Source organism: Luedemannella helvata, from assembly GCF_039528415.1.
Lineage (GTDB): Bacteria > Actinomycetota > Actinomycetes > Mycobacteriales > Micromonosporaceae > Luedemannella > Luedemannella helvata.
On record NZ_BAAALS010000013.1, the window covers coordinates 137506 to 154484 of the forward strand.

General features: G+C 72.8%; 17 protein-coding genes. 13 read left to right on the forward strand and 4 right to left on the reverse strand.

The window, feature by feature from the left end; translation table 11 throughout:
• Positions 1-33: 33 nt before the first annotated feature.
• Together ABD191_RS15145 and ABD191_RS15150 are read right to left on the reverse strand one after the other, a co-directional pair.
• Positions 34-672, reverse strand: a complete 639-nt coding sequence (locus ABD191_RS15145; RefSeq protein ID WP_344081962.1) for a hypothetical protein — start codon at positions 670-672, stop codon at positions 34-36.
• Between the two features lie 91 nt (positions 673-763).
• The gene (locus ABD191_RS15150; RefSeq protein WP_344081964.1) at positions 764-2344 is read right to left on the reverse strand and encodes a phosphatase PAP2 family protein; all 1581 of its coding nucleotides are present in this window, start codon (positions 2342-2344) and stop codon (positions 764-766) included.
• 76 nt (positions 2345-2420) lie between these two features.
• Here ABD191_RS15150 and ABD191_RS15155 point away from each other — a divergent pair, with 76 nt between their 5' ends.
• The 3 genes from ABD191_RS15155 to ABD191_RS15165 are packed head-to-tail and all read left to right on the forward strand — an operon-like array spanning position 2421 to position 4210.
• Positions 2421-2729, forward strand: a complete 309-nt coding sequence (locus ABD191_RS15155) for a DUF1206 domain-containing protein (protein ID WP_344081966.1) — start codon at positions 2421-2423, stop codon at positions 2727-2729.
• A gap of 12 nt (positions 2730-2741) precedes the next feature.
• Positions 2742-3308 carry a DUF1206 domain-containing protein gene (locus ABD191_RS15160; protein WP_344081968.1) on the forward strand — a complete coding sequence of 189 codons (567 nt, stop codon included), beginning with the start codon at positions 2742-2744 and terminating at the stop codon, positions 3306-3308.
• A complete protein-coding gene (locus ABD191_RS15165; protein ID WP_344081970.1) occupies positions 3293-4210 on the forward strand; it encodes a diacylglycerol/lipid kinase family protein in 918 nt (305 codons plus the stop codon). Before ABD191_RS15160 ends, ABD191_RS15165 begins: the two co-directional genes overlap by 16 nt.
• Here ABD191_RS15165 and ABD191_RS15170 read toward each other — a convergent pair.
• Positions 4171-4713 carry a Uma2 family endonuclease gene (locus ABD191_RS15170; protein ID WP_344081972.1) on the reverse strand — a complete coding sequence of 181 codons (543 nt, stop codon included), beginning with the start codon at positions 4711-4713 and terminating at the stop codon, positions 4171-4173. The genes ABD191_RS15165 and ABD191_RS15170 overlap by 40 nt on opposite strands.
• A gap of 227 nt (positions 4714-4940) precedes the next feature.
• Complete coding sequence (locus ABD191_RS15175; RefSeq protein WP_344081974.1) at positions 4941-6107, reverse strand: 4-hydroxybenzoate 3-monooxygenase; 1167 nt, start codon at positions 6105-6107, stop codon at positions 4941-4943.
• 157 nt (positions 6108-6264) lie between these two features.
• On the opposite strand from ABD191_RS15175, the gene ABD191_RS15180 reads away from it, so the two are divergent.
• From ABD191_RS15180 to ABD191_RS15230, 10 genes are all read left to right on the forward strand, one after another.
• The gene (locus ABD191_RS15180) at positions 6265-7065 is read left to right on the forward strand and encodes a CoA transferase subunit A (protein ID WP_344081976.1); all 801 of its coding nucleotides are present in this window, start codon (positions 6265-6267) and stop codon (positions 7063-7065) included.
• Positions 7055-7801 carry a CoA-transferase subunit beta gene (locus tag ABD191_RS15185; protein WP_344081978.1) on the forward strand — a complete coding sequence of 249 codons (747 nt, stop codon included), beginning with the start codon at positions 7055-7057 and terminating at the stop codon, positions 7799-7801. The genes ABD191_RS15180 and ABD191_RS15185 overlap by 11 nt, the downstream gene beginning before the upstream one ends.
• Positions 7798-8976, forward strand: a complete 1179-nt coding sequence (locus ABD191_RS15190) for an acetyl-CoA C-acyltransferase (protein ID WP_344081980.1) — start codon at positions 7798-7800, stop codon at positions 8974-8976. The genes ABD191_RS15185 and ABD191_RS15190 overlap by 4 nt, the downstream gene beginning before the upstream one ends.
• Positions 8973-9686, forward strand: coding sequence for a protocatechuate 3,4-dioxygenase subunit beta (gene pcaH / locus ABD191_RS15195; RefSeq protein ID WP_344081982.1), 714 nt, complete (start codon positions 8973-8975; stop codon positions 9684-9686). Before ABD191_RS15190 ends, pcaH begins: the two co-directional genes overlap by 4 nt.
• Positions 9679-10236, forward strand: coding sequence for a protocatechuate 3,4-dioxygenase subunit alpha (pcaG, locus tag ABD191_RS15200; protein ID WP_344081984.1), 558 nt, complete (start codon positions 9679-9681; stop codon positions 10234-10236). The genes pcaH and pcaG overlap by 8 nt, the downstream gene beginning before the upstream one ends.
• On the forward strand, positions 10229-11284 hold the full coding sequence (gene pcaB / locus ABD191_RS15205) for a 3-carboxy-cis,cis-muconate cycloisomerase (RefSeq protein WP_344081986.1): 1056 nt from the start codon (positions 10229-10231) through the stop codon (positions 11282-11284). The genes pcaG and pcaB overlap by 8 nt, the downstream gene beginning before the upstream one ends.
• Positions 11281-12441: a bifunctional 3-oxoadipate enol-lactonase/4-carboxymuconolactone decarboxylase PcaDC gene (gene pcaDC / locus ABD191_RS29265; protein ID WP_425560720.1), complete on the forward strand. Its 1161-nt coding sequence runs from the start codon at positions 11281-11283 to the stop codon at positions 12439-12441. The genes pcaB and pcaDC overlap by 4 nt, the downstream gene beginning before the upstream one ends.
• Complete coding sequence (locus ABD191_RS15220; RefSeq protein WP_344081988.1) at positions 12438-13220, forward strand: IclR family transcriptional regulator domain-containing protein; 783 nt, start codon at positions 12438-12440, stop codon at positions 13218-13220. The genes pcaDC and ABD191_RS15220 overlap by 4 nt, the downstream gene beginning before the upstream one ends.
• Positions 13221-13305: 85 nt before the next feature.
• Positions 13306-14802, forward strand: a complete 1497-nt coding sequence (locus ABD191_RS15225) for a collagen-binding domain-containing protein (RefSeq protein ID WP_344081990.1) — start codon at positions 13306-13308, stop codon at positions 14800-14802.
• 94 nt (positions 14803-14896) lie between these two features.
• Complete coding sequence (locus ABD191_RS15230) at positions 14897-16954, forward strand: hypothetical protein (protein WP_344081992.1); 2058 nt, start codon at positions 14897-14899, stop codon at positions 16952-16954.
• Positions 16955-16979: the final 25 nt, after the last annotated feature.

Consider the following 16979-nt stretch of genomic DNA (forward strand, 5'->3'; position numbering starts at 1 on the left):
CGCATCCTCGACGGCATCGCCACGCTCATCGCGTCATGACGCCGTGGCCGCCACCCGCCGGACGGTTCCCCAGCGGCGGCGGGTGACCAGGATCGTCACCAGCAGGATCATGGACAGCAGCGGCATCGGGCTGCCGATCACCAGGGCGACCGCCAGGTCAACCAGCCCGACCAGCACCGTGGCGACGAAGACCCACGCGGGCGCGGTGACGCCGACCGTACGCCGGTCGGGACGCACGCGGCCCCACGGCTTGGCCACCGACAGCCAGCCCTGGAACGCGATCGCGCTCGCCATCAGTACCGCCCCGACGATGTTGGCCACGGAAGGGCCGGTCTCCACGGCGTCTTCGAGGGCGCCCGACAGCAGGAAGATGCCGAGGTAGAGCTGGACGAGCGTGATGGCGAACTTGGCGAGGACCCACCAGTGCCGCACCAGGCCCCACGGGGTCGCCACCGCCAGGACGATGCCCGTGAGGGCGGACGCGTTGGCCAGCGGACCGACCAGCCGCCCGTCGATGGCCAGGGCCATCGAGGTCGACGCGTCGCGTACGAACGGCGTATCGGTCGCGACCCCCACGCTGAACAGCACGCACAAGGTCATGGCCTGCGCCATCCAGCCCGCCGAACTTAAGATGTGCAGCCACAGGGCGAGCTGCCGCCACCGCTTCGTCATGGCATTGATGCTGGTGGAGCGGGCGCTGGCGCACATCCGAGGAAACCCCGAGAGCGGGCCAGGGTTTCCACCCATCACGGTAGGGCTAGCCCTACCCCCGATTGTCGAGATGGCCTGGTGTCGCCAGGACACCGTCGCTGGAACGCTCTAGGGCATGGGATTCGACGCGTGGCTTGGCCTGGACGGTGGCGTGCTCGGCGTGGGTTCGCGGCTGCTGATCATCGCGTTCATCGTCGGCGCCACCCGGCTCGCCCCGTTCCGTGAGGTGCCCCCCGACCCCGGTCCCGCGCTCGACGTCGTGGTTGGGCCGGATCACCAGGTAGCACACGCCCACCCAGGCGGCGGCCAGTAGCAGGCTGCCGACGGCGTCCGTGGGATGGTGCATGCCGCGGTAGAACCGCGACAGCATCACGAGTACCGGCATGAGCACCGCGGGTACGAGCGCCAGCCAGCGCCACCAAGCCCGGAACCGCGGGATGATCAGTAGCGCCAGCGCGGCGTAGAGGCACAGCGTCGCGGCGATGTGCCCGGACGGGTACGCCGACGTGGGCAGCTTGCCGTCCAGTTGGGTGACCGCCGGCCGGTCCCGGCCAAGGATCGCGGACGCGCCGAGGAACAGCGCCAGCTCCCCGAACATGACCGTCACGAGGAACAGCACGGGACGCCAGCGGCGGATGAGGCCCAGCGCCAGGGCGCCCGAGATGAGGCCCACGGCCATGATGGCGTGCGTGTTGCCGGCCTGGCTCCAGAAGAAGCTGACGTCATCCCAGCCGGGGGTGCGGTGGTCGGCGAACCACTGCGGGATGGTGCGGTCGCCGAGCAGGTTGTCCCCTCCGAGCTTGATCAGTTCTCCCCACCCGACCACGAGGCCGAAGGTCAGGACCAGCCCGACGAGCACCAGCGCGGCCAGGCGCAGGATGCCGTCGCCCCGGCCGGGCGGCGCGTCACCCGTCGGGCTGACGTCGGCGGCCGCCTCCGGCTCGAGACCCTCCGCCAGCGGCTCGGAAACCGGCTGACCGTGGCGGCTGCGGTACAGCTCGAAGGCGAACACCGTCAGGCCGAGCCACGCCACGCCCACGCACCAGGCGCCGACGACGTCGGACACGTAGTGCACGCCGAGCATCACCCGGGTCAGCCCGATGAGGCCCAGCAGCGTGGCCACCGCGCCGATGAGGACCCGGCGCCCGCGCGGCGACAGGGCGGGCAGGAACACCAGCACGAGCGCGCCGTAGCAGATGAACGAGTTGAGCGTGTGTCCACTGGGGAAGCTGCTGCCCTCACCGAAGGCGACGGGGCTCGGCACCTCCGGGCGCAGCCGGCCGATGAGCGCCTTGAGGCCCGGGTCGAGGATGGCCGCGCCCATCGCGCTCACCACGAGGAACGCGGCGAGCCGCGCCTGCCGCCGCGACGCGAGCACGATGACCGCCAACGCGACAAGCCACAGCATCAGCCCCCAACTGCCCAGCCGGGTCACCGCGTTCAGCGCGCGGACCACGTCCGGGTTCGGGGCGACGAGGTCGTTGAACCAGTGGGCCACGCTCGTGTCCACGTTCTCCAGGGGCGTCCACCCGACCCGGACCAGCAACGCGAGCAGGCCGAACAACAGGCCCGCGACAGATACGGCCACGATGTGGCGCAGGCGGGCGGCGTCCGTGGAGGTCGGCTGCGTCATGCGGGGGGATGTACCCGACGGCCCGCCGCGCGACACCACGTTTGCGGGGCACCCGCCACCGGGCACCGTGTCGGGCGTGTCCGTGCTGAGGGTCGCGCGCCGAACCGCGTACGAGGTGAGCCACCACGCGGTCGTGGCCGAGGCCGTCCGGGTCGTGCGACGGGTCGCCCGCAGCGCGGTCCTGGAGCACCTGATCCGCGCCGGACTCGTCGGCTACGGCGTGCTGCACCTCACGGTGGCGTGGGTGGCGGTGCGGATCGCCCTGCACGAGCCGGCGGTGGACGGCGATCAGACGGGCGCCTTCCGCCTGCTGGCGGGGCAGCCGTTCGGCTTCCTCGTGGTCTGGGCCATCGTGATCGGGCTGGGCGCGATGGCGGTGTGGTAGGCCCTGGAGAGCGTGCTCGGGCACCTGGACGACACCGGCCTGCGCCGGGTGGGCGAGCGCGTCGTGTCCGGGTTCCGGGCGGTGATCTACTTCGCGCTCGCGTGGACGGCGTTCAGCGTCGTCGACGGTCACCCCCTGTCGGCCGTCGCCTCGCAACGTGACACGACCGCGGGCCTGCTCGGCCATCCGGCCGGCGTCGCGCTGGTCTGGTTTCTCGGCCTGTTCGTGGCCGGCTGCGGGGTCGGCATGGCGATCTACGGGGTGACTCGCGGCTTCGCCCGGCGCCTGCGCCTGTCGACCATGGGTACGCTCGTGCGGCGGGCCGTCGTGGGGCTGGGCCTGTTCGGGTACGTCGCGAAGGGCATCGCGTACGGGATCGTGGGCGTCTTCCTGATCGGGGCGGCCGCGTCGTCCGACGCGCGCAGGTCCGCCGGCCTCGACGGCGTGCTGCGGTACCTGTCGGACCGCCCGGTCGGCCAGATTCTGCTGTTCGCCGTCGCGGCGGGCCTCGCCGCGTTCGGGGTGTACTGCTTCTTCCAGTACCGGTACCGGAAGGTGGTCCCATGCGCGGCGCCGTGATCCTCAACCCCTCCAAAATCATCGACCTGGACGGGCAGCGGGAGGCGATCGCCGGGGCGTTGGCGGACGCCGGCTGCCCCGAGCCGCTGTGGTTCGAGACGACCGTCGAGGACCCGGGGTGCGGGCAGGCGCGCGCGGCCGTCGAGCAGGGCGCCGACGTGGTCATCGCCTGCGGCGGCGACGGTACGATCCGCGCCTGCGCGGAGGCCCTCGCCGGCACGGACGTGCCGCTGGCGATCCTGCCCACCGGTACGGGCAACCTGCTCGTCACGAACCTGGACCTGCCCTCGGACGTCGCCGGGGTGGTCGCGCTGGCGACGTCCGGCGCGCGCCGGTGCATCGACGTGGGCGAACTGGACGGCCTGCCGTTCACGGTGATGGCGGGCATGGGCTTCGACGCCGCCATGATGGAGGCCACCCCGGAGAGGTGGAAGCGCTGGTTCGGCTGGCCCGCCTACGTGGCCGGCGGGCTGCGGCGGCTGCGCGACCGCCCGATGACCCTGACGGTCTCACTCGACGGCGGCCCGGCGCGGCGGCACCGCGCCCGCAGCGTCCTGATCGCGAACGTGGGCCGATTGCAGGGCGGCATCGAACTGTTCACGGACGCCCGCCCCGACGACGGGACGCTCGACGTGGCGATCGTGTCGCCGCGCACGCTCGGCCAGTGGGCGGCGCTGGCGTACGCGGTGCTCCGCCGCCGCCGGCCGGCGCGCCGTCACCTGAGAACGTTCCGCGCGAAGTCGGTGGAGATCCGCAGCACCGAGCCGGAGCCCCGCGAACTCGACGGCGAGACGATCGAACCCGCCACCCACCTGACGGTCACGGTCCGCCCGTCCGCACTCTGGCTCTGCGCCCACGGACCTCAGAGCGCCGACGCCAGCGTCGTGCCCACCAGCTCGTAACGACCGCCCACCAGGTCGTACATCGAAACGACGCCGTCGATCGCCTCGCCCGGCGACTGCCGCACGATCCAGTAGTGGCGGATGCCGAGTTCGGCGTAGAGCGCCAGTTTGTCGACGCTGTCGCGGTCCTCGCTCGTCGAGGAGACCGCCTCAATGATCACGTCGATGACGTCCGGAGAGTGTGTCGCGTCGTCCGCCGCCGGCACGTGACCGTCGATGAAGACGACACCGTCCGCGACCCGGTTGTTGCGGGTCGTTCCGCCGCCGACATATCCGCTGTCCGCCACCCGCTGCTCGGCGGCGACCTTGCGGCCACGCGCGCGCCAGTGCAGCAGGAGCATCAGGATGATCTCGGCGTGCCAGTACGACACGGGCATGGGCTTCAGCTCCAGGACTCCGTCGTGCAGTTCCCATGCCCACCCGTCCGGCGCCTCGGGAAGGTTGTCGAAGTCGGTCCGGCGCAGCGCCCCGTCGCTCGGGAGGGGCAACATCTGCGTGGTCACGAAGTCCTTCACCTCCCGTTACGGGTCGCATACCTCGCCACGCCCAGTTTAGCGGTCGGGCAGCCACCAGATCCTGATCAGCAGGGTGCCGTGAGGCGGACGCTGAGCTGGGCGCCGAGTTCGTCGAAGCCGAGCCGGCGGGCCACCCTCGTCACCCGCGCCAGTACTTCCATCGAGTTATGGATTCAATGGGTCGCTATACCGGCTATTGAATCCATAACCTCGGGTCAGGCGGGGGCGGAGCCCGTGTAGTTTTCCGCCAGGGTGACAGCCGCGGGGCGGGAGGCGGTGACGTAGCGCAGTTGGGACAGTTGCAGCTGCGTGTTGAAGGCGTCGCCGGGCACGGCGTGCAGCATCTGGGTCATCCACCAGGAGAAGTGGGTGGCCCGCCAGACGCGGCGCAGCGCGCGCTCCGGGTAGGTGTCGGCCAGCGAGGGGTCGCCGTCGCGCAGCCACGCGACGAGCGCGGGGGCCAGCAAGGCGACGTCGGACACCGCGAGGTTCAACCCCTTCGCGCCCGTGGGCGGGACGATGTGGGCGGCGTCGCCGGCCAGGAACAGGCGCCCGTACCGCATCGGGGTACTGACGAACGAGCGCATCGGGGTGATGGCCTTCTCGCGGATCGGGCCCTCCCGCAGGGTCCAGCCGGGCAGGGCGAAGCGCTTCTGGAGATTCTCCCAGATCCGCTCGTCGGACCAGGACCCGATCGCCTCGCCGGCCGGCACCTGGAGGTAGAGGCGGCTGACGTGCGGCGTGCGGACGCTGTGCAGCGCGAACCCGTCCGGGTGGTGGGCGTAGATCAGCTCGTCGGTGGACGGCGCGACGTCCGCGATGATGCCCAGCCACGAGAAGGGATAGGCCCGCTCGTACGCCACGACGTCCGGTACCGCCGCGCGGCTGATCCCGTGGAACCCGTCGCAGCCCGCGATCACGTCGCACTCGACGGCACGGGCGGCGCCGGCCTCGTCGACGTAGCGGAGCACCGGCCGGGATGAGTCCACATCGGACACGGAGGTGTCCGTGATCGAGAAGTCGATGCGCTGGCCGGCCGCCAGCCGGGCCGCGATGAGGTCCTTCACGATCTCCGTCTGGGCGTAGATCGTGACGGTCCGGTCGACCAGGTCGCGGAAGTCGAGGTGGTGGCGCTCCCCCGCGTACTGCAGGTAGATCCCGCCGTGCTCGATGCCCTCGACGTCGAGGCGCTTCGCGAGCCCGGCGTCGCGCAGGGTCGCCACGGTGCCGGCCTCCAGCAGGCCGGCCCGCTGACGTTGCTCGCAGTGTTGGCGACTGCGCAGCTCGACGACGACCGACTCGATGCCGGCGAGGGCCAGCAGGTGCGACAGCAGCAGCCCTGCCGGCCCCGCCCCGATGATGCCGACCTGCGTGCGTTCCACACCCACCCCACACGGTACGTCATACGAACGTCGGTTCTGTGGGCGAACTTAACGTGGGCCCACTTCGTCGTCAACGTGTTGACCGGCCTCCGCGAGGCACGTAGCGTTCGCTGGGAGCACGCTCGTTCGCAAAACGAACGACGAGGAAGAGGGCGGGATGGCGGAGATCGTGTCGCTGGCGGACGCCGTCGGCGAGCTGGTCCGCGACGGCGACGCGGTGGCGCTGGAGGGCTTCACGCACCTCATCCCGTTCGCCGCCGGGCAGGAGATCATCCGCCAGCGGCGCAGGGACCTCACCCTCATCCGGATGACCCCGGACGTCATCTACGACCAGCTGATCGGCATGGGCTGCGCCCGCCGCCTGGTCTTCTCGTGGGGCGGCAATCCGGGCGTCGGGTCGCTGCACCGGCTGCGCGACGCGGTCGAGAACGGCTGGCCGCGCCCACTCGAACTGGAGGAGCACAGCCACGCCGGCATGGCCAACCGCTACGTCGCGGGCGCGAGCGGGCTGCCGTTCGCGGTGCTGCGCGGGTACGTCGGCACGGACCTGCCGGGCCAGACCGCGAACATCAGGCCGATCGAGTGCCCGTTCACGGGCGAGGTCCTCACCGCCGTGCCGGCCCTGCGCCCCGACGTCAGCGTCATCCACGCGCAGCGCGCCGACCGGCAGGGCAACGTTCAGCTGTGGGGCATCACCGGCGTGCAGAAGGAGGCCGTGCTCGCCGCGAAGCGCAGCCTCGTCACGGTCGAGGAGGTCGTCGACGAGCTGACCCCGGTGCCCGGCGCGGTGGTCCTGCCGACCTGGGCGCTCACCCGCGTGGCGGTCGCGCCCAACGGCGCGCACCCGTCGTACGCGCACGGCTACTCCACCCGCGACAACGACTTCTACGTCGCCTGGGACGACATCAGCCGCGACCGCGACCGGTTCACCGCGTGGATGGAGACCCATGTCCTATAGCTCCGACGAGATGATGTGCGTCGCGGCCTCGCGCGCCCTGCGCGACCGGACGGTGTGCTTCGTCGGCATCGGCCTGCCCAGCACGGCGGCCAACCTGGCCCGGCGCACCCACGCGCCGCGCCTGGTGCTCATCTACGAGTCCGGCACCCTGGGCGCCAAGCCGGACTCCCTGCCGCTGTCCATCGGCGACGGGATCCTCGCCGACACGGCCGACTCCGTCGTCAGCGTGCCCGAGGTCTTCAACTACTGGCTGCAGCCGGGCCGCGTCGATGTCGGCTTCCTCGGCGCCGCCCAGATCGACCGGTACGCCAACATCAACACGACCGTCATCGGCGGCGACTACCGCCACCCGAAGGTCCGCCTGCCCGGCGCGGGCGGGGCGCCGGAGATCGCCGCGTCGTGCCGGGAGGTGGTCGTCGTCGTCCGGCAGAACCGCCGCGCCTTCGTGCAACGGGTCGACTTCGTGACGAGCGTCGGGTTCGGCACCGGGCCGGGCGACCGGGAACGCCTGAACCTCAGCGGCGCCGGCCCCCGTACGGTCATCACGGACCTCGGCATCCTGACAGCCGACCCGGACACCTGCGAGCTGACGCTCACCCACACGCACCCCGGCGTGGCCGTCGAGACCGTACGGGCGGCGACCGGCTGGGACCTGGCCGTGGCCCCGGACGTGACGACGACCCCGCCACCCACCCCGGAGGAGCTGACCGTGCTGCGCCAGTTGAGGTCACCATGACCGAGGTGTTCATCCTGGACGCGGTGCGCACGCCGATCGGGCGCTACGGCGGGGCGCTGGCCACGGTCCGGCCCGACGACCTGGCCGCCGCCGCGCTGCGCGCGCTCGTCGCCCGTACCCCTGAACTGGATCCTTCGACGATCGACGACGTGGTGCTCGGCGACGCGAACGGGGCGGGCGAGGACAACCGCGACGTGGCGCGCATGGCCGTGCTCCTCGCCGGCCTGCCGACGAGCGTGCCCGGGGCGACCGTGAACCGGCTGTGCGGTTCCGGCCTGGAGGCCGTCATCGGCGCGTCGCGGGCCATCGCGGTCGGCGACGCGTCGCTGGTCATCGCGGGCGGCGTCGAGTCGATGAGCCGCGCGCCGTGGGTGCTGACCAAGCCCGAGCAGGGCTTTCCACGCGCGCACGAGACGCTGCACTCCACCACGCTGGGCTGGCGCATGGTCAACCCGCGCATGCCGGCACAGTGGACGGTCGCGCTCGGCGAGGGCGCGGAGATCCTCGCGGACAAATACAAGATCACCCGCGCGGACCAGGACGCCTTCGCGCTACGCAGCCACGTCCGCGCGGCTGCTGCCCACACCACCAGGGAGTACGCGCATGAGCTCGTGCCCCTGCCCGAACTGGACACGGACGAGTCGATCCGGGCCGACACCTCGCTGGAGAAGCTGGCCCGGCTCAAGCCCGTGTTCCGTCCCGACGGGACGGTGACCGCGGGCAACTCGTCGCCGCTCAACGACGGCGCGGCGGCCCTGCTGCTGGGTACGGAGCAGGCCGCCGAACGGATCGGCGCCCGGCCGCTGGCCCGCATCGTGTCCCGCGCGGCGGCCGGGGTCGACCCGCACCTGTTCGGCATCGGTCCCGTGCCGGCGGCGCGCACGGCGCTGGCCCGGGCCGGCATCGGCTGGTCGGACCTGGCGTCCGTGGAGCTGAACGAGGCGTTCGCCGCGCAGTCGCTCGCCTGCCTGGCCGAATGGCCCGACCTGGACCCCGACCTGGTCAACCCGAACGGCGGCGCCATCGCCCTGGGCCACCCGCTGGGCTGCTCGGGCGCGCGCCTGCTCGGCTCGCTGGCGTGGCGGCTGCACCGGCGCGGCGGCGGGTACGGCCTGGCCGCCATCTGCATCGGCGTCGGCCAGGGCCTGGCCGTCGTGCTGGAGGGAGTCGCATGATCATCCTGCCGTCGTACCGGCGCCCCGTCGGCCTGCACCCCCCGCTCGACAGCCCGGAGTACGGCTCGACGCGGCTGCGCGCGCCCAAGCAGGACCTGGTCCTGCTGCCGCACCACCTCACGGAGGTGACCGGGCCGCTGCTCGGGTCCGACCGGGTCCAGCCCGGCGACAACGACCTGACGATGTCGCGGGGCGGCGAGGCCCAGGGGCAGCGCATCCGCGTGTTCGGGCGGGTCCTCGACTCGGACGGCCGGCCCGTGCCGGACAGCCTCGTGGAGGTGTGGCAGGCCAACGCCGCCGGCCGGTACCGCCACGCGGTCGACAACTGGAACGCCCCGCTCGACCCGCACTTCACCGGCGTGGGCCGGGTGCTCACGGACGAGCAGGGCCGCTACGAGTTCACCACGGTCAGGCCCGGGGCGTACCCGTGGCGCAACCACGACAACGCGTGGCGCCCCGCGCACATCCACTTCTCGCTGTTCGGGCGCGCCTTCACCCAGCGCCTCGTCACCCAGATGTACTTTCCGGACGACCCACTGATCCCGTACGACCCGGTGCTGGGCTCGATCCCCGACCCGGCGGCCCGCGAGCGGCTGGTGTCCCGGTTCAGCCTGGAACGCACCACGCCGATGTTCGCGCTGGCCTTCGAGTTCGACATCGTCCTGCGCGGCCCGGCGGCCACGCCCCTGGAGGAGCCGCACGATGACTGACCGCGCATTCACCCCGTCGCAGACCGTGGGGCCGTTCCTGCACATCGGGCTGCGGTGGGTGGACGGCCCGGACGTGGTCGCCGAGGGGACCCCGGGGGCGATCGTCATCAGCGGGCAGGTGTTCGACGGCGCCGGCGAGCCCGTGACCGACGCGCTCGTGGAGACCTGGCAGGCCGACCCGGACGGCGGGTTCGCCCACCCGGACGACCCGCGCGGCGGCGCGGCGTACGGCGGGTTCCGCGGGTTCGGCCGCTGCGAGACCTCCGCCGACGGCGGGTTCGCGATCCGCACCCTCAAGCCCGGCCGGCTGCCCGCGCCCGGCGGCGCGACCGAGGCGCCACACGTCAACGTGTCCGTGTTCGCGCGCGGGCTGCTCGACCGGGTGGTCACCCGCGTCTACTTCGCCGACGAGGACAACGCCGCCGATCCGGTCCTGTCCACTGTGGAACCCGGCCGCCGTGACACCCTGGTCGCGCGGCCGGTGGACGGCGGCTACCGGTTCGACATCCGGCTACAGGGCGACGGCGAGACGGTGTTCTTCGATGTTTGAGGAGACCTTCGGCTCCCCGGCCGCGGTGGCGGCGACGAGCGACGCCGCCTGGGTGCGCGCGATGCTGGACGCCGAGGCCGCCCTGGCGCACGCCTGCGCGGCGCGGGGCCTGATCCCCGGGGCGGCGGCCGAGGCGATCGGCGCCGCGTGCGCGACCGACCTCGTCGACCCCACCGAGCTGAGCCGCGCGGCGGTCGCCTCGGCCACCCCGGTGATCCCGCTGGTCGCGGCGATCCGGGCGGCCGTGCCCGAGTACGCCGAGCACGTCCACGTCGGCGCGACCAGCCAGGACATCGTCGACACCGCGATGATGCTGGTGACGCAGCGGACCCGGCCGATCATCGAGGACGACCTGCGCGGCTGCGTCGACCGCCTGGGCGACCTGCTCAGGCAGCACGGCACGGCCGGCCAGCTCGGGCGGACGCTGTTGCAGCCCGCCGAGCCGATGACGTTCGCCGACACGGCGGGCGGCTGGCTGGACGCCCTCGAGTACGCCCGGGCGGGCCTGTCCCGCCCGAGGCCGGTCGTGCAACTGGGCGGGGCGGTGGGCACCACGGCCGCGTTCGGCCCCCACGGCCGGCGGGTCGGCCTGGTCATGGCCGAGCGGCTCGGGCTCGCGTACGCGCAGCCGTGGCAGACCGACCGGGCGCGGGTCGCCGAGCTGGGCGCGGCGCTCGGCGTGGTCGCCGGGGCCCTGGGCAAGGTGGCCCTCGACGTGATCCTGCTGTCCCAGGCGGAGGTCGGCGAGGTGAGCGAGTTCTCGGCGGACGGCGGCCGGTCGTCGGCCATGCCGCACAAGCGCAACCCGGCGCGCGCCGTGCTGACGGCCGCCGCCGCCCACCGCGCGCCGGCCCTGGTCTCGACCCTGTTCGCGGGGATGCCGCAGGAACTCCAGCGGGCCGCCGGCCGCTGGCAGGCCGAGTGGCCGACCCTCACCGACCTGCTGCGGGTCACGGCCGGCGCCGCCCACCACGCCCGCGCGATGCTCGACAACCTGCGCGTGCGTCCCGACCGGATGGCCGCGAACCTGTCGGCGGCACGGTCGTGATCCTCCATCACGTCGTCGACGGGCCGGCTGACGCGCCCGTGCTGCTGCTCGGCGGGTCGCTCGGCAGCGACGTGTCCCTGTGGGCGGCGCCCGCCCGGGCGCTGTCGCAGCGGTACCGGATCGTGCGGTTCGACCACCGGGGGCACGGGCTCTCGCCCGTACCATCCGGGGATTATGAGATCGCCGACCTCGGCCGTGACGTGCTCGCGCTGCTGGACCACCTCGGGGTTCCGCGGGCGCACTACGCGGGCCTGTCGCTGGGCGGGATGGTCGGGATGTGGCTGGCCGCGCACGCGCCGGAGCGGGTGGACCGGCTGGCGCTCGCGTGTACGGCGGCGTTCCTGCCGCCGGCCCAGGGTTGGCTCGACCGGGCCTCCGCCGTGCGCGGGGGCGGCCTCGCCGCGATCGCCGACGCCGTGCTGTCGCGGTGGGTCACACCCGGGGTCGATCCCGGGCCCGGCCCGCGCGCGATGCTGCTCGGCACGCCCCCGGACGGGTACGCCGCGTGCTGCGCGGCGATCGCGGCCATGGACCTGCGGCCGGCACTGCCCCGGATCGCCGCGCCGACGCTGGTGATCGCCGCCGCGGAGGATCTCGCGACGCCGCCCGTGCTGGGCGCGGAGATCGCCGCGTCCGTGCCGGGGGCCCGGTACGCCGTCGTCGCGGACGCCGCCCACGTCGCCGTGCTCCAGCGGCCCGACGAGGTGACGGACCTGATCGCGCGGCACCTCGCGGGTGATCCGGTGGGCGACGCGGCGGCCATCCCGGCCGCCTCCCGGCACGCCGCCGGCATGGCGGTGCGGCGGGCGGTGCTCGGCGACGCGCATGTCGACCGGGCGACCGCGCGCGCCGATGCCTTCACGGCCGACTTCCAGGACCTCATCACCCGGTACGCGTGGGGCGAGGTGTGGACGCGCGACGGGCTCAGCCGGCGCGAGCGCAGCCTCATCACGCTCGCCATGCTGGCGGCCCTGCGGTGCGAGGACGAGCTCGCGATGCACGTGCGGGCCGCGCTGCGCCAGGGCCTCACGCCGGACGAGATCCGGGAGGTGTTGCTCCAGGTGGCGATCTACGCGGGTGTCCCCGCCGCGAACGCGGCTTTCGCGATCGCGGCGCGTACGCTCGCCTCGATCGGGAAGGAGCCCCACGACACGTGACCGAGCCGACCACCGAGTTCGTGCAGTCCCTGGACCGTGGGCTGGCGGTGATCCGCGCGTTCGACGCGGACAACCCGGAGCTGACCCTGGCCGAGGTCGCCCGCGCCACCGGGCTCAACCGGGCGTCCGCGCGGCGGTTCCTGCACACCCTCGTGGAGCTGGGTTACGTGCGCTTCGACGGTCGCCTGTTCTCGCTGCGCCCGAAGATCCTGGAGCTGGGGTACGCGTACCTGTCGAGCCTGTCGCTGCCCGAAGTCGCGATGCCACACCTGGAGCGCCTGGTGGAGCGGGTGCACGAGTCGTCGTCGGTATGCGTCCTCGACGGCGACGAGGTCGTGTACGTGGCCCGCGTGCCCACCCGGCGCATCATGCGCATCGCGATCGCGGTCGGCACCCGGTTCCCGGCGTTCGCCACCTCGATGGGCCGGGTGCTGCTGGCCGGGCAGTCCGACGACTGGCTGGACGGCTACCTGACGACGGCGAAGCTGTCCGCCATCACCCCGAACACGATCGCGGACCCGAAGCGGCTGCGCGCCGAGCTGATGACGATCCGCCGGGCCGGGTACGCCCTGGTCGACCAGGAACTGGAAGAGGGCCTCATCTCGCTCGCCACGCCCATCCACGACGCGGACGGGCGGGTGATCGCGGGCGTGAACATCTCGACGCACGCCAGCCGCGGTCCCGCGGAGCTGGTCCGGGCACAGTTCCTCGGCCCGCTGCGGGAGACCGCGAAAATGATCGAGGAAGACCTGCGGGCGGTGCGGGTCGGGGGGCGTTGACCGTAATGGTCCTTTTTGATCCGTTTCGCACTTCTAATAGTGGTATAGCTATGTACGGCCGTAACCACTATCTAGGCGGTTTACCATGCGATCGGTTACCCGGCGGACCCGTCGAGCGATCCTGACGACCACCGCGGTGACCTCGTCGCTCGCGTTCGCCGTCGCCCTGGCGACCCTGCCGACGGGCGCGACCGGCGCGCCCGTCGGACCGTTCAACCCGGTCGACCCCGCCAGCGGCTTCCTCACCTACGTAGCCGAGAACGCCAAACTCGTGACCAACGAAAGTGAGGGCACGCTCGCCGTCGGCGGCGACCTGATCATCGGCGGCTACTACCAGCTCGCCCTCCACGACGTCGGCGACTTCACCGTCCCCGGCGAGACCCTGCCCACCTCGCTGGTGGTCGGCGGCGCGGTCGACTGGGCGGCGAGCGTGACCGACGCGCGCCTCGCCATCAACCTTCCGAGCTACGTTCACATCGGCGACATGACCGGCACCTTCGCCCGGTGGACGGACAACAACGGCGCCGACGTCAACACCCGCATCCTGCCCTCCGACAACTACGACGCGTACCCGCGGATCGAGCTGACCACGCGGCAGAACCCCACGACCGTCGGGCGCGCCGACCTGCTCGACTTCTCCACCGCCTTCGCCACCATGAGCCAACACGCGACGGCCATGGCCACGTGCGCACAGAACGTGACCCTCACCGACTCCGCCGGCACCCCGATGACCCGCCCCATCCCGCCGGACACGCAGGTCACCGTCGCGTTGACCCGCGGCGTCACCAACGTGCTGAACCTGACCTCCACCGAGCTGAACAACATCAGCATCCTGCGCTTCGCCACGCCGCAGACGGCTGACGCGCCTTTCATCATCAACGTGGACACCTCCGACGTCGACGACGACTTCGTCTGGGATATGCCGACGATAGACACCGGTTACGCCGCGAACTACATCCTGTGGAACTTCCCCACCGCCACCCAGATCACCCAACCGTTGTGGGTGAGCGCATCGGTGGAAGGCACCATCTACGCGCCCAACGCCCACCTCTTCGACGACAGCCCCGGCAACAACGAGGGTTCGATCATCGTGAAGTCCCTGGTGCACGGCAGCCCGTCCCGCACCCCGCGCAGCGGCGAGATCCACAACTTCCCGTTCCTCGGCACGGTCAGCTGCGTCGCGCCGACCACGACGCCCAGCCCCACCGGCACGACAGCGGCGCCCACGCAGACGACCCTTGGGCCGACACCGACCACCGCCGCGCCCAGCGAGACCACCGCCAGCCCGACCGGGACCACCGCGAGCCCCACGGAAACAACCGCGAGCCCGACAGGGACCACCGCCAGCCCCATGGAAACAACCGCGAGCCCCACAGAAACAACCGTCAGCCCCAGCCGGACCACCGCCGGGCCGGCGGGGACGACCCACGGACCGGGCATGCCGACCGTCCGTCCCACCGGCAGCCCGCTGCCCGTGACGGGCTCGCCCGCCTCCGGCCTGACCTGGGCGGCCGCCGGGCTGCTGGCCACCGGCACGCTGTGCGTCGTCGTCGCCCGCCGACGCCGCGACCAGGAAGCCTGACCGGTTTCCAGGCAAGCGTGACCGACGCTGGCGTTGTGTCCCGTCTGACGCCATTGCTACGGTCGTTCCTCCGCTGTGACGAGCTGAGGTGGGCATGGCCATCAGGCAGAAACTCCGGATGGGCCTCAAGGGCAACCGACGGGTGGCGCTCGCCTGGGCCGTGCTGTTCGTCGCGGCGTACCCGGCCCTGTTCGTCAGCGCGGCGCTGACCTCGGTCATCGCGTTCGCGGCCAGCCTGACCGCCGTGGTGCTCGCGGAGTGGCAGGCGCCGGGCCGCGCGCCGGGCCTGGCCACCGCGCTCAAGCGCGCCCAGTTGGACGCGCCGCACCGGTTGTTGCTGCGCGACGCGGCGATCCTTGCGTTCGTCGCGCGGTCGGTGCCCACGGCGACCGCCGTCGCGCTCGCCGCCACACTGCTGGCCCTGCACCTGTTGCGCGGCGTTGTCGCCAACCGGCTGCGCAACGTCGAGCTTCTCCGCACCCTGCCGATGCTGACCCGCAACCTCGACCTCGGCGCGCTGCGCATCCCGGACGCGCCCGCCGCGTGGCTGGGCCGGGCCCGCCGCGTGTGGCTGGGCTACGCGGGCCTGCCCCTCGCCGTCGGGGTCGTTGTCGACACCGTCGCGGGTACGCGCGTGAGCGCCCCCGTCCTGGCGGCACTGACCCTGCTCGCGGTCGCCGCCGTGGCGGTGGCCGCCGCCCGGGAGGTGCCCCGCAACCGGCACCTCGGCAACACCAAGTGGGCAACGGCGGAGATCCTGCGGCAGGTCGCGGCGTACCGGCCGGAGGCCGTCGTCTACTTCACCCTCACCGGCGAAGGGACGTCGACCTACCAGATCGACCAGTGGTTGCCGACGATGGCCCGGCTGCCTCGCCGCACGCTCATCCTGGTGCGCGAGCGCGAGCACGTGCCCCGTATCGCGCCCACGCATCTGCCGATCCTGTGCGTGCCGACCCCGGCCGACGTGCAGGGCCTCGCGCTGCCGGACGCCCGCGTGGTGTTCTACGTCGCCAATGCGGCCAAGAACATCCACATGCTGCGCCGCGTCGGCGTACGGCACGTCTTCATCAACCACGGCGAGAGCGACAAGGCCGCCAACGCCAACCGGTTCACCCGCGTCTACGACGCGGTGTGGGTGGCCGGTCCGGCGGGCCGCGGACGCTACGGGCTGACGAACGGCGCGGTGACCGACGACATGATCGTCGAGGTGGGCCGGCCGCAGACGGCCGGCATCGAGCCGGCCGTCCCGCACGAGCGCCCGTTCACGGTCCTCTACGCCCCGACCTGGGAGGGCGTCTCGGCCTCGCAGGCGTTCTCGTCCGTGCTACCGGCCGGCGAGGCGATCGTCACCGCACTGCTGAGCCTGAATCCGGCCGTCCGGATCATCTACAAGCCGCATCCGCTGACCGGCAGCCGCGTCCCGGCCGCGGGCCAGGCGAGCCGGCGGATCGCCGCCCTCATCGCGCGGGCGAACGAGCTCCGCGCGGTCGACCCGGCATTCGCCGCCGTGATCGCGGCCGAGGCGCCCGCGCGGGCGGCCGCCGCCGAGCAGGTACGCGCGCTGACCGCCCGCGTCGCCGAACTGACCGCGGTCGCGGCCGGCGGCGACGCCGCGCAGTTGGCCCGCGACAACGGGTGCCCCGATCCGGCCGACTTCGCCGAGCTCGCCGCGTGCGAGCGCCAGCTGCGCGAGGCCGACTGGGTCGCGTCGGGGCGGTGGGCGCACCGGGTGGTCACCGGCCGGACGCCGGACCTGGTCGCCTGCTTCAACGAGGCCGACCTGCTGGTCTGCGACCTGTCGGCGGTGGCGACGGACTTCCTGGCCAGCGACAAGCCGTACCTCATGGTGAACGTGTCGCGCGGCGACGACGAGGCGTTCCGCGCCGCGAACGCCACGGCGGGGGGCGCATACCTCATCGGCCCGGACGCAGTGGGCCTGGCCGACGTCGTGGCGGCCGTGCGCGCCGCCGGGCCGGGCGCCGACCCGTTCGCTGAACGCCGCCGCGCCACCCGCGAGCACCTGCTCGGCCCCGCCCGGCCGGACTCGTTCAGCCGCTTCGTCGCCGCCCTCGACGCGATCGAGGCGACGCTGCCCGTACGGGCGGTTCCCGCGCAGTCGCCGTCGTGGGAGGCGGCCACCGCGGGCGCATAACCGGCGTGCGGCCGGCGACGCGGCG